Genomic DNA, 12,545 nt, shown 5'->3' on the forward strand with positions numbered 1-12,545 from the left:
CGCTTGATCGTCGTCAGGCCTTCGTGAACTCGAGGTCGAGGTTGATCTTGATCTTCTCGCTGATCAAGACGCCGCCACCGTCGAGGGGAGCGTTGAACGTCATGCCGAAGTCGTTGCGGTTGATCTCACCCGACGCCTCGAAACCGGCGCGCGTGGCGCCCCACGGGTCGGTCGCGACACCGTTGAAGTCGTACGAGAACGTGACGGGCTTCGTCACATCCTTGATCGTCAGGTCACCCGTGATCTCGTCGTCCGTGATCTGCGTGGCCTTGAACGTCATCGTGGGGTAGGTCTCGACGTCGAAGAAGTCGCCCGACTTGACGTGCGCATCACGGTCGGCGCTGCCCGTGTCGAACGACGCGGTCTGCACGGTGAACTCGACGCTCGAATCCGAGATCGGGTCGGCGGCGACGACCGTCGCCGAGTAGTCGGTGAACTTGCCGCGCACCTTCGTCACCATGAGGTGACGGGCGACGAACGAGATCTCCGTGTGCGCCGGGTCGATGTTCCAGGTGCCGGCGGGGAGGGTGTTGAGGGAGGCCATGACGAGCCCCTTTCCTTCAGATCGTTGATGGGCGATGCACTCACCGTAGCGGAGTGTTGTTGAATGTTCAACTATATGCCCGGGGCGCGTATTCCATTCCATACCCCAACAGGGGGTTCGTGTGGAACTGACGGTGAACACCGGGAATACTAGGTCTGTTGAGGAATCGGTTGCAGGAGAGGCGAGTAGCGTGACGCGAGGTGGCGAGACGGCGTGGTTGAGCGAGTCCGAGCAGGCTGCGTGGCGCCACTATCTGCGCGGCGCGCGGGCGCTCGAGACGGCGCTCGATCGTGAACTGCTCGCCCACGGCATGTCGCTGGCCGAGTACGAGATCCTCTCGATGCTCTCCGAATCGGAGGGTCGGCGCCTGCGCATGAGTGCGCTCGCGACCATCGTCGTGCAGTCACGCAGCCGGCTGACGCACACCGCCAACCGCCTCGAACGGCGCGGCTGGGTCGAGCGTCAGCCCTGCCTCGACGACTCGCGCGGCGTCGAACTCGTCCTCACCGAGGACGGGCTGCAGGCCCTGCACGAGGCAGCCAAGGTGCACGTCGCGAGTGTGCGCGCCTTCATGGTCGACGCGATGCCCGCGCGTCAGTTCGCGAGCCTCGGGGATGCCATGCGCCGCGTCGGCGAGGCCGTCGAGGCCAGCGAGCGCTGACGACCGGAGCGCGCCACCACCCCGCGCACGGTGTGTCGAGGCACCACCTGCCACGCCCGGAGCGAGGAGTATGACGGGACGTTCCCTGCGACGGCGCGCACCGGCCGTCCCCGTCGCGGGTGCGACAACGCGACGCTGCTGTGGTGGGCCTCACGGGCCGTGAGGGGGCCGGCGTGGAGGGGGTTGTCAGTGCGCGATGGAACAATGATGCGCATGAGCCAGAACACCTCGACGTCTCAGGCATTGCTCGATCACGCCCGCTCGGTCACCCCAGGCGGCGTCAACTCCCCGGTGCGCGCGTTCCGCGCCGTCGGTGGCACGCCGCGCTTCATCCGGGAGGCGAAGGGGCCGTGGCTGACGGATGTCGACGGCAACCGTTACGTCGACCTCATCTGCTCGTGGGGGCCGATGATCCTCGGCCACGCCGACCCGCGCGTCATGGACGCGGTGCAGCAGGCCGCGTCGCGCGGGTTCAGCTTCGGCACGCCGAGCGAGAACGAGGTGGCGCTCGCCACCGAGATCGTCAGCCGCGTCGAGCCGGTCGAGCAGGTACGCCTCGTCTCCTCCGGCACAGAGGCCACGATGTCGGCCATCCGTCTCGCCCGCGGCGCGACGCAGCGCAGCAAGATCATCAAGTTCGCAGGGTGCTACCACGGCCACGTCGACGCGCTGCTCGCCTCCGCCGGCTCCGGCCTCGCGACGTTCGCCCTGCCTGACTCGGCCGGCGTCCCCGCCTCCAGTGCGGGAGAGACGATCGTGCTGCCGTACAACGACGTCGACGCGCTCGACGCGGCCTTCGCCAAGCACGGTGACGAGGTCGCCGCCGTCATCACCGAGGCCTCGCCGGGCAACATGGGCGTCGTGCCGCCGGCGCCCGGTTTCACGAAGGCGCTGCGCGACATCACCACGAAGCACGGCGCGCTGCTCATCTCCGACGAGGTGATGACGGGCTTCCGCTGCTCCGCGGCCGGCTGGTTCGGTCACGAGGGTCAGCAGGGTGAGACGGCGCCCGATCTGTTCACGTTCGGCAAGGTCATGGGTGGCGGCTTCCCGGCTGCCGCGTTCGGTGGGCGTCGCGACCTCATGGAGCTGCTCGCACCCGACGGCCCCGTCTACCAGGCGGGCACCCTCGCCGGTAACCCGATCGCGACGGCCGCTGGCCTCGCGACCCTGCAGGCCTGCGCGCCGGAGGTCTACGCACACCTCGACCGCGTCGCACACACGATCGCCGATGCGGCCTCGAGCGAGCTGACGAAGGCCGGCGTCCCGCACCAGGTGCAGTGGGCGAGTTCGATGTTCTCGATCTTCTTCACCGACGAGGCCGTGACGAACTACGACGGCGCCAAGAAACAGGACATCGATGCCTTCGCCCGCTTCTTCGACGCGATGCTCGCCCAGGGCGTGCACCTGCCGCCGTCGTCGTTCGAGGCCTGGTTCGTCTCCGCGAGCCACGACGACGAGGCCGTCGCGCACATCGTCGAAGCGCTGCCGACCGCGGCGCGCGCCGCGGCGTCCACAGACTCGGCTGCGACACTGTGAGCATGTCCGAGCACGCCACCTCCGATCCGTCGCGGACGCCGCAGCCGTCGCCCGCTGCCGTCAGCGAGCCGCGGGTGCCCGTCACGACGCTCGTGCACCTCGTGCGCCACGGCGAGGTCCACAACCCCGAGAAGGTGTTGTACGGGCGCCTCGATGGATACCACCTCTCTGAGCTCGGGCACGAGATGGCCGAGTTGACGAGCCAGTGGTTGGCGCCACGCGACGTCACGCACCTCGTCAGCTCGCCGCTCGAGCGAGCGCAGGAGACGATGGCGCCGATCGCCGACAAGCTCGGTCTGCCCGTCACGCTCGACGAGCGTGTCATCGAGGCAGGCAACGACTTCGAGGGCATGACGGTGGGCTCGAACCCCAAGCAGCTCATGCAGCCGCGCTTCTGGCCGAAGCTCACCAACCCGTTCCGCCCCAGCTGGGGCGAGTCGTACGACGAGATCGCCGCGCGCATGGATGCGGCGATCCGTGATGCTCGTGATGCGGCATCCGGGCACGAGGCCGTCATCGTCAGCCACCAGCTGCCGGTGTGGACGGCGCGTCGTTTCGCCGAGGGCAAGCGCCTGTGGCACGACCCGCGCTCGCGCGAGTGCACGCTCGCGTCGGTGACGACGATCGAGTTCACCGACGATGAGATCACCGACGTGCGCTACACCGAACCCGCCGGCCGGTTGCTCGCCGCCTCGACGAATGCGGTGGGAGCATGAGCAGCAGCATCACCCGGCGCGCCGCCGCCGTCATCGCTGCCGGTGCCCTGACGTTCGGTGCGACGGCGTGCGGTGACGGCAAGAACGACGAGATCAGCAAGCAGGCGCAGGACCAGAAGGGCTACGTCGGCGGCGACGGAACCGTCGAGGAGCTTCCCGCAGCCAAGCGCGACAAGCCCGTCACGTTGAGTGGCAAGCTGCTCGACGGCACCGACTGGAACGTGGAGCAGGCTCGCGGCAAGGTTGTCGTGCTCAACGTCTGGGGCGCCTGGTGCGGCCCGTGCCAGGCCGAGATGCCGCACCTGCAGAAGGCGTGGCAGTCGTACGAGAAGTCGGGCAAGAACGTCGTGTTCATGGGCATCGACCAGCGTGACTCGAACGCCGTCGCCAGTTCGACCCTGAAGAAGTGGGGCGTCACGTACCCGTCCCTGGCCAATGACGACGGCGCCAACCTGCAGGGCCTGCAGCGCAAGGTCTCCGCGACCCCGACGACGCTCGTGCTCGACGCGCAGGGCCGCATCGCCGCGCGCGTCAGCGGGGCGACGACGGAGACGACGGTGCGCAACATGGTCGACAAGGTGCTGGCGGAGAAGGCTTGATCGCGTTGCTCGCGGCGAGCGACTCGCCGAGACAGATCGTCGCGGACGGCGCGTTGCCGCTCGCGATGTTCTTCGCTGCCCTCGCGGGGCTCGTCTCGTTCGCCTCGCCGTGCGTGCTGCCACTCGTACCAGGCTTCCTCGCCTACGTGACGGGCCTGACCGACGAGAAGCGTCGCACCCGCATCATCCTCGGCGCGTGCCTGTTCGTCCTCGGCTTCTCCGTCGTGTTCGTCGGCCTGCAGGCCGCGCTGTCGTTCTTCGTCGACACCGTCGGCGCCCACGACACGCTGCTGCTGCGCGTCGGCGGGGTGTTCGTCATCGTCATGGGCCTGCTGTTCCTCGGCGTGCTCGGCCAGCGCGGATTCACCGTGCGCTGGCGCCCGGCAGCGGGGCTGCTCGGCGCTCCGCTGCTCGGCGCGGTATTCGCGCTCGGCATGTCGCCGTGCGTCGGGCCGGTCTACGGCGCGATCCTCGCGGCCAACACCGCACTTGGATCGAGCGGCGTCAACGGGCGCGGGTTGCTGCTCACCGCCTGCTACAGCCTGGGCATCGGCATCCCCTTCATTCTCATCGCGGCCGGCTGGAGCCGCGCCGAGCGCGCCTCGAAGTGGTTGCGCGCGCGGCATCGTCCGATCCAGCTCGTTGGCGGCGGCCTCATGATCGCCATCGGCGTGCTCATGGTGACGGGTCTGTGGAACTCGCTCATCGCCGACATCCAGACCCACCTCGTCAATCAGTTCGAACCGGTGATCTAGTGGCCAAGACGTCAGACAACCCCCAACCCGGCGCGTCCCGCGTCGACGACGCTGCTCGCGGCGAGGCATCCATGGGCGGTGCGGCGCGCGACGACGTGCCCCGTGACGATGCGGCCGACGCAGACTCGACGAAGACGTCCTCGCGGGACGATCGGGCGGCGGTGACGCAGCCGCGTCTCGGGTTCCTCGGCGGCCTGCGCTGGTTCTGGCGGCAGTTGACGAGCATGCGCACGGCGCTGTTCCTGTTGCTGCTCGTCGCGGTCGGGGCCGTGCCGGGCTCGATCTTCCCGCAGCACTCGATCGACGAGCAGCGTGTCACGCAGTACCGCCTCGATCATCCGGATCTGGCGCCGTGGCTCGACCGGCTCGGCATGTTCAACGTCTACAGCTCGCCGTGGTTCGCCGCCATCTACCTTCTGCTGACGGTGTCGCTCGTCGGCTGCATCATCCCGCGCGTCCGGGTGCACTACAAGGCGATGCGGCAGGGCCCGCCCGCGATGCCCCGCCGCCTCTCACGCCTTCCCGCGCACCGCGAGGTGACGCTCGAGGCGACCCCCGAGCAGGTCATCGCCGCGACGCGTACCGTCCTGCGGCGCAAGCGGTTCGCGCTGCGCAAGGGCACGGGCGAGTTCGAGGTCGCCTCCGAGGGTGGCATGCTGCGCGAGACGGGCAACCTGCTGTTCCACCTCAGCCTCATCGGCATCATCGTCTCGGTCGCGGCCGGGCACGTCTGGGGCTGGCGCGGTGACGTCATCGTCCCCGAGGGCAGCGGTTTCGCCTCGACGCCGTCGCGCTACGACACCCTGAAGCTCGGGCCGTGGGTCGATGCGGAGCAGGACATCCCCGACTGGGCGCTCAAGATGAACAAGCTCAAGGTGACGTTCGAGAGCAACGTCGACCCGACGAGCAGCCAGTGGGGTCAACCGCGCGACTTCACCGCCGACGTCGACTACCGGGAGTCGGCGAACAGCGCGTGGAAGAAGGACACGATCAAGGTCAACCACCCGCTGAAGGTGGGCGGCGGCGAGGTGTACCTGCTCGGCAACGGCTACGCCCCGAAGATCACGTTCAAGGACGCGAAGGGCAACGTCCTGTATGACGAATCCACGCCGTTCCTGTCGATCGACAACAAGTACAAGTCGACCGGCGCGTTCAAGATCTCGGGCGCCTCACCGAAGCAGATCGGCCTCACCGGCTTCTTCCTACCGACGGCCTACCTCGACCCGAACCTGGGCCCGAGCTCGGCCTTTCCCGACGCCAAGGCGCCGGCGCTGTACCTCACGGCGTTCACGGGCGACCTGTACCCGAACGGTCGCCCGCAGTCGGTGTTCAGCCTCGATACCGGCACGATGACGCAGCTCAAGGACGAGAAGGGCCAGCCGGTGCGTCTGCAGCTCGGCCTCGGCCAGACGGTGCAGCTGCCGAACAACCTCGGCTCCGTGACGTTCGACGCGGCGCCACGGTGGGCGGGGCTGTCGATCCGCCACGACCCCGGCAAGGGGCCGGCCCTGCTGTTCAGCGTCCTCGCACTCGCCGGCCTCGTGCTGTCCCTGACGATCCGTCGTCGGCGCGTGTTCGTCCGCGTCCGTCCCGCTACGGATGGTGACACCGACGCGCGTACAGTGGTTGAGATCGGTGGGCTCGCCAAGGGTGAGGATCCGCGTCTCGCGCTGGCGGTCGGCGACATCCTCGAACGCATCAGCCGCGCGGCTGCCACCACCACGAAGACGACAGGTAAGGCATGATGTCCGCTTTCGCATTCATCGACGAGGCGCAAAGCACCCTCGCGCAGAACTCCACACGCGCCGTGTATGCGGCCGCGCTCGTCCTCACCCTCGCGATGCTTTCGTTCTGCGTCGACCTCGCCCAGGCACCCGGCCGTCAGGCGCGGGCCGGACGCCGAGGCGCGGCCGATGAGGCTGCCGTCGAGGCCGGCGCGGAGAGCGCGGTGGAGGCCGACGCCATGAGCGCCAAGGCCACGAGCGCCGGCGCGGCAGCGACGTCGACGGCCGGCGTCGGCGGTGCGACGGCGGTGCTCGAACGCACCCGCGAACGTCGTGACCTCGACGGCGACGGCACCCCCGACGTCCCGGCCGACGGTCACAAGCGTCAGTGGGCCGGCACCGGGATGGCGCTGACGTGGCTCGGCACTGCGTTCCTCATCGCGGGCATCGTCATGCGTTCGCTCGCCGTGCACCGCCCGCCGCTGGGCAACATGTACGAGTTCGACCTCGCCGGCACCGCGTTCCTGCTCGTGTGCTTCCTGCTGTGGAGCCTGCGCAAGGACGTGCGCTGGCTCGGCGCGTTCGTCACGCTGCCCGCGACGCTGTTCCTCATCCTCGCCGCGAAGGTGTACTACACCGAGGCGAGCAAGCTCATGCCGTCGCTGCAGTCGTACTGGCTGTCGATCCACGTGACGGTCGCGACGCTGTCGGTCGGCCTGTTCACGATCGGCTTCGTCATCACGTGCCTGTACCTCGCCCAGAAGACGCGCGAAGAGAAGGGCAAGAGCGGCGGTTTCCTGCGCTCGCTGCCCGATTCGGAGACCCTCGACCGCCTCTCCTACGGTGTGCACATCATCGCGTTCCCGCTGTGGATGTTCACCGTCCTGTGTGGCGCCATCTGGGCGCAGGAGGCCTGGGGTCACTACTGGAACTGGGATCCGAAGGAAGTCTGGTCGCTCGTCATCTTCATCGTCTACGCGGCGTACCTGCACAGCCGCGTGACGGTCGGGTGGAGCGGACGCAAGGCCGCCGCCGTCGTCCTCGTCGGCTTCGCGTGCATCCTCATCAACTACGGCGTCGTCAACGTGTTCTTCGTCGGCCAGCACTCCTACTCGGGGCTGTGATCCGCTGATGGCACCTGTCGCTCGTTACACCGTTCTGCGCATCCTCGTCTTCTTCGGCTGCCTGTGCCTGGGCTACCTGTGCGGGCTGCGCAGCTTCCTGCTGCTCATCGTCGCGGCGCTCGCGTCGACGGCGATCAGCTTCTTCGCGCTCAACCGCTTCCGTCAGGAGACGGTCGACGTCGTCGAAGATCGCGTCGAGAAGCGTCGTGCCCGTGCGCAGCAGCTGCGTGAGGCCGAGGACCTCGATGAGGACTGATCGACGCTCGATCCGCACCGGGCCCTGACGGGCCGGGCGTGCTGGTCGCGGACGAATGATGACGAAGGCCGGCCGTCCCCGAGGGGGCGGCCGGCCTTCGCGTGTGTTGCAGTTCTTGTCGTCGTCGGATTGGCGGGCGGGCAGGCGGCGGCGCGGTCGCCGTCAGGGCCGTCAGTGCATGAGGTGCGCGGCGTAGAGGCCGCCGCCGAGGAGCAGGCCGTAGAGCAGCTGGTAGCGGCCGGTGCCGGCGAGGGCCGGCACGAGGTCGCGGCCCGTGGCGCCGCGCATGACGCGCAGCGCCGGCGGGATCGCGGCGATGAGGGCGACGAAGCCCGCCGCAGCGGCGACGTGGAACAGCGTGCACACCGCGACGGCGGCGACGGACACGGCGATGAGCAGGGCGTAGAACGCGCGGGTGGCCTTGTCGCCGAGCCGCACTGCGAGGGTGTGCTTGCCGGCTTCGACGTCCGTCGGGATGTCGCGCAGGTTGTTCGTCACGAGGATCGCGCAGGCGATCGCGCCCACGCCGATGCTGCCCGCCCACGCGGACGGCGACAGCGTGTGGGCCTGCGTGTACGTCGTGCCGAGTACCGCGACGAGGCCGAAGAAGACGAAGACGAAGACCTCACCGAGCCCCATGTAGCCGTACGGGCGCTTGCCGCCGGTGTAGAACCACGCCGCGAGGATGGCGGCGACGCCGACGAGCAGCAGCCACGGCGTGTTCGACAAGGTGATGAGCGCGAGGCCGACGAACGCGGCGACGAAGAAGCATCCGAACGCGGCGAGCTTGACGTTGCCCGGGTTCGCAAGGCCTTGACCGACGAGACGCACCGGGCCGACGCGGTCCTCGTCGGTGCCGCGGATGCCGTCGGAGTAGTCGTTGGCGTAGTTGACGCCGATCTGGAGGAACAGCGCGACGATGAGCGCGAGCAGCGCATAGCCGGGGTTGGCCTTCTCCATCGCGTAGGCCGCGCCCGTTCCGACGAGGACGGGGGCGATGGCGGCGGGCAGCGTGCGGGGGCGCGCGCCCTCGACCCATTGGTTCAGGGTGGCCATGTGCGGGATGTTCTCCAGGTCGTGTGGGCCGGTGCTCCGGCGAGCTAGCGGGGGTCTCGTAGATTGTGCCACTCGGGCGAGCGGGCGATGAGCGCGCGATCGGGCTTGCCGACGCCCGCCACCGGGATCGTCTCGAGTACGCGAGCCACGGCGGGGACGGCATACGGCGGCAACGCCTTTCGGCACTCACCCATGAGACGCGCGAGGACGTCATCGGTTGCCTCGCTACGTTCGGTCGTGACGACAGCCACAGCGACGCACTGCCCCCAGCGCTCGTGCGGGCGGGCGACGACGACGGCGTCACGGATGCCGTCGACACCGCGGACGACCTCCTCGACGACGCGCGGACTCACCTTGTACCCGCCGGTGTTGATGACGTCGTCGATGCGCCCCTCGATGTGCAACGCGCCGTCGAAGCGTCCGAGGTCGTCGGTGAGGAACAGCGTCGCCTCGCCGGGTGTCGCCTCGTTGCGTCGGCGCTCTGACAGGCCGGTGGGGGCAGATTCGCGGGGCGTGTCGCCGTGGGGAGCGGTGCTGACGTGCGATGAGTCGATCGTGGGTGTGGCGGCAGTGGAGGCGTCGACGAACGTCGCGGCCGACCGTTCGGCGTCGCCGAGGTAGCCGCTCGCCAGCGTCGGGCCGGACAGGGCGATGCGACCGAGGCCTTCGTCGTCAGCGTCGAGGACGTGGACGCCGACGCCCGCGAGGGGAACGCCGTCGTAGACGCAGCCGCCGGCCGTCTCGCTCGAGCCGTACGTCGTGACGATGGCGAGCCCGGCGTCGCGGGCGCGCGACTGCAGGTCGGGGGGCGTTGCGGCGCCCCCGACGAGGATGCTGCGGTAGCGCCGTGCCGCCTCGAGAGCGCGCACGCCGACGGGGTCGTCGCGCTCGGCGGCGTCGAGGACGTCACGCAGCTGCGTCGGGACGAGGCTCGTGTGGATGGGGGAGAAGGGCGGAGCGTTGCGGGCGACGAGCGTCGTGGCCCTGGTGAACTGCTCGAGCGACCAGGCGTCCATGACGATCGGTGTCGTGCCCGCGATGAGTGAGCGCACGATGACCTGCGTGCCCGCGATGTGTTGCGGCGGCAGCGGCAGCAACCACGTGCCCGCGCTGATGCGCTCGTGGGTCGCGGTGGCGCTCGCGATGAGCGCGTCCTTCGTCAGCATCGCGCGCTTCGGGGTGCCGGTGGATCCGCTCGTCGAGACGACCAGCGCGAGGCGTTCGGGCGCGTCGGTGGGGTGACGCGGGACGTCGGGGGCCGGAGTGCCCGCCTCATAGGGCGCGAGGGCCGGGCCGGTTCCGGCGAGCGCGGCATCGAGGGCCTCGTAGTAGGGCGTGATGTTGGCGCGGTCGACGGCGAACGGCACGAGCTCAGGCATGACGTTCACTGTACGACGCGCCCGGCAGAGCCAGGTGAGGTGCCTCGCGCCGGCGGACGTCAGGTGCGGGGTGCGGCCAGGACGGGCAGGATGGGGTCATGACTGAGCGCAAGGTGGCAGTGGTGACGGGTGCGAGCAGCGGGATCGGGCGGGCATCGGCTCGCGCTCTCGCGGCGAGGGGGTACGACGTGGTGTGCGCGGCGCGGCGACTCGACCGGGTGGAGGAGCTCGCCCGGGAGATCGACGGGCGCGCCGTCCAGTGCGACGTGACGAACGTCGACGACGTGAAGAACCTCGCCGCTCAGGCCGGCTCGCGCGTCGACGTGCTAGTCGCGAACGCCGGCGGCGCGTTCGGTGCCGAGCCCGTCGCGACCGCGAACCTCGACGACTGGCGCCGCATGTACGACGTCAACGTCATCGGAACCGCGGCGACGATCCAGGCGTTCCTGCCGGCGCTGGAGGCGGCACACGGCGTCATCATCACGATCGGGTCGACGGCCGGCATCGTCAGCTACGAGGGCGGCGCCGGGTACTGCGGTTCGAAGCACGCCGTGCGCGCGCTCATGGGGGCGCTGCGCCTGGAGCTGTTCGACAAGCCCGTGCGCGTCTGCGAGATCGACCCCGGCATGGTCAAGAGTGACGAGTTCGCGCTCGTCCGCTTCGGCGGTGACGCCGACAAGGCCGCGGCCGTGTACCAGGGCGTCGAGGCGCCGCTGACGCAGGACGACATCGCCGACGCCGTCGCCTACATCGCCGAACTGCCGGAGCACGTCAACATCGATCAGATGGTCGTGCGTCCGCGCGCCCAGGCCGCGCAGCACAAGGTGCACCGCACCTCCTGACGCTCTCGCCCGCCGGTCCACAGATGGGGCACGGTGGGTCGAGCGCGGCGCGTGAGCGACGAGCGGCCAGGGCTGGGGATGAGCGATCGCGGCTGGGTGACGACGCTGCCAGGGCCTCGTCTGCGTGCCACCGGTTCACGGGCTGAGCCCGTCTGGCGACGCGTTGCGGCGCGGCCGTATCGTGGCGCCCGTCAGCAGTGGTGACCGCGGCGCGGTCACTGTCGTGAGAACCCGGGTTTGCGGCGGCCCACAGATGTTCAGGAGCTTCGTTGGCCCCGTCACGGTTTTCCTCATCCAGCGTCATGTCCTCCTCGACGGCCCCGGCCGTCCTCATGGTCATCGGCTCGTGCACATCCCTGCAGTTCGGCGCGAGCCTCGCGACGCAGCTCTTCGGCCCGCTCGGAGCGACGGGCGTGACGACGCTGCGGCTCGGCCTCGCCGCCGTCATGCTGGCGCTCGTGACGCGCCCGAGGGTGCGCACCTGGACGCGTTCGCAGTGGACGGCTGTCGCCGCGCTCGGCCTCGCTCTCGCAGGTATGAACGGGATGTTCTACGAGGCGATCGCGCGCATTCCTCTCGGCCCGGCGGTCGCCATCGAGTTCCTCGGCCCGCTCGGGCTGGCCGCGATCCTGTCGCGCAAGCTCAAGGATTTCGCCTGGATCGTGCTGGCGCTCGTCGGCGTCATGATCCTCGGTTTCGATGACGCAGGTGGTTCGCTCGACCTCGTCGGCGTCGCGTTCGTCCTCGGCGCGGGGTTCTTCTGGGCGCTGTACATCCTCGCGAGTGAACGCGTCGGGGGAGCGGTCGACGGCGCGGGTGGCCTCGCGATGGCGCTCGTCGTCGGCACCGTCGCACTCGTCCCGTTCGGAGCGCAGGGCGCCTGGACAGGGCTGACGGACGTCCATTACCTCGCGCTCGCCATCGGCACCGCGTTCCTCGCCTCCGTCGTCCCGTATGCGCTCGAGCTGTCGGCGCTGCGACGGCTGCCGAAGGCCGTGTTCGGGGTGCTGCTCGCCCTCGAACCCGTCATCGCGGCGCTCGCGGGGTGGCTGCTGCTCGATCAGGGCTTCGGTGCGACGCGCGCGCTTGCAGTGCTCCTCGTCGTCATCGCCGGCGCGGGGTCGGCCATCACGGCGTCACGGCGTGACGCGACGGCCGGCGTCGCCGCCGAACATGCTCCTGACGAGCTCGCCGCGTCCGTCCACGGAGGCTGACGACGCCGGCGACGGTCGGTGTCGGCGGGCATGCTCCTGCCGAGTTCGCCGCCGACCACGAAGACCGGCACTCTGCCACGGCCAGTGACGAATGTGGACGAAATTCGCAGAGGGGCCCTGACTGTCAGCCTGGGTG

Annotated in this window: 13 protein-coding genes; 10 read left to right on the plus strand and 3 right to left on the minus strand. The window is 69.5% G+C overall.

Going from position 1 to position 12,545, the window contains the following annotated elements; genetic code table 11:
* Positions 1 to 13: 13 nt before the first annotated feature.
* A complete protein-coding gene (locus tag J4Z35_RS13765; protein WP_208065651.1) occupies positions 14 to 544 on the minus strand; it encodes a YceI family protein in 531 nt (176 codons plus the stop codon).
* A gap of 190 nt (positions 545 to 734) precedes the next feature.
* Between J4Z35_RS13765 and J4Z35_RS13770 the strand changes: the two genes are divergently transcribed.
* From J4Z35_RS13770 to J4Z35_RS13805, 8 genes are all read left to right on the plus strand, one after another.
* Entirely contained in the window at positions 735 to 1,205 is a 471-nt protein-coding gene (locus J4Z35_RS13770; protein WP_208065652.1) for a MarR family transcriptional regulator, read from the plus strand.
* Between the two features lie 213 nt (positions 1,206 to 1,418).
* The gene (gene hemL, locus J4Z35_RS13775; protein ID WP_208065653.1) at positions 1,419 to 2,744 is read left to right on the plus strand and encodes a glutamate-1-semialdehyde 2,1-aminomutase; all 1,326 of its coding nucleotides are present in this window, start codon (positions 1,419 to 1,421) and stop codon (positions 2,742 to 2,744) included.
* Entirely contained in the window at positions 2,741 to 3,460 is a 720-nt protein-coding gene (locus J4Z35_RS13780) for a histidine phosphatase family protein (protein WP_347813552.1), read from the plus strand. Before hemL ends, J4Z35_RS13780 begins: the two co-directional genes overlap by 4 nt.
* Complete coding sequence (locus J4Z35_RS13785; RefSeq protein WP_208065654.1) at positions 3,457 to 4,059, plus strand: TlpA disulfide reductase family protein; 603 nt, start codon at positions 3,457 to 3,459, stop codon at positions 4,057 to 4,059. The genes J4Z35_RS13780 and J4Z35_RS13785 overlap by 4 nt, the downstream gene beginning before the upstream one ends.
* Entirely contained in the window at positions 4,056 to 4,814 is a 759-nt protein-coding gene (locus J4Z35_RS13790; RefSeq protein ID WP_006943620.1) for a cytochrome c biogenesis protein CcdA, read from the plus strand. The genes J4Z35_RS13785 and J4Z35_RS13790 overlap by 4 nt, the downstream gene beginning before the upstream one ends.
* Complete coding sequence (locus J4Z35_RS13795) at positions 4,814 to 6,559, plus strand: cytochrome c biogenesis protein ResB (RefSeq protein ID WP_208065655.1); 1,746 nt, start codon at positions 4,814 to 4,816, stop codon at positions 6,557 to 6,559. The genes J4Z35_RS13790 and J4Z35_RS13795 overlap by 1 nt, the downstream gene beginning before the upstream one ends.
* Complete coding sequence (gene ccsB, locus J4Z35_RS13800; protein ID WP_208065656.1) at positions 6,559 to 7,662, plus strand: c-type cytochrome biogenesis protein CcsB; 1,104 nt, start codon at positions 6,559 to 6,561, stop codon at positions 7,660 to 7,662. The genes J4Z35_RS13795 and ccsB overlap by 1 nt, the downstream gene beginning before the upstream one ends.
* Before the next feature lie 7 nt (positions 7,663 to 7,669).
* Positions 7,670 to 7,918, plus strand: a complete 249-nt coding sequence (locus J4Z35_RS13805; protein WP_208065657.1) for a DUF4229 domain-containing protein — start codon at positions 7,670 to 7,672, stop codon at positions 7,916 to 7,918.
* A 171-nt stretch (positions 7,919 to 8,089) separates the two neighbouring features.
* Here J4Z35_RS13805 and J4Z35_RS13810 read toward each other — a convergent pair whose 3' ends face one another.
* On the minus strand, positions 8,090 to 8,974 hold the full coding sequence (locus tag J4Z35_RS13810; RefSeq protein ID WP_208065658.1) for a 1,4-dihydroxy-2-naphthoate polyprenyltransferase: 885 nt from the start codon (positions 8,972 to 8,974) through the stop codon (positions 8,090 to 8,092).
* A 44-nt stretch (positions 8,975 to 9,018) separates the two neighbouring features.
* The gene (locus J4Z35_RS13815; protein WP_208065659.1) at positions 9,019 to 10,353 is read right to left on the minus strand and encodes an AMP-binding protein; all 1,335 of its coding nucleotides are present in this window, start codon (positions 10,351 to 10,353) and stop codon (positions 9,019 to 9,021) included.
* Between the two features lie 98 nt (positions 10,354 to 10,451).
* Between J4Z35_RS13815 and J4Z35_RS13820 the strand changes: the two genes are divergently transcribed.
* Positions 10,452 to 11,195 carry an SDR family oxidoreductase gene (locus J4Z35_RS13820; protein ID WP_006943688.1) on the plus strand — a complete coding sequence of 248 codons (744 nt, stop codon included), beginning with the start codon at positions 10,452 to 10,454 and terminating at the stop codon, positions 11,193 to 11,195.
* A gap of 302 nt (positions 11,196 to 11,497) precedes the next feature.
* A complete protein-coding gene (locus J4Z35_RS13825) occupies positions 11,498 to 12,409 on the plus strand; it encodes an EamA family transporter (RefSeq protein WP_243755114.1) in 912 nt (303 codons plus the stop codon).
* Positions 12,410 to 12,545: the final 136 nt, after the last annotated feature.

This window comes from Dermacoccus sp. NHGro5 (assembly GCF_017565385.1).
Classification (GTDB): Bacteria; Actinomycetota; Actinomycetes; order Actinomycetales; family Dermatophilaceae; genus Dermacoccus; species Dermacoccus nishinomiyaensis.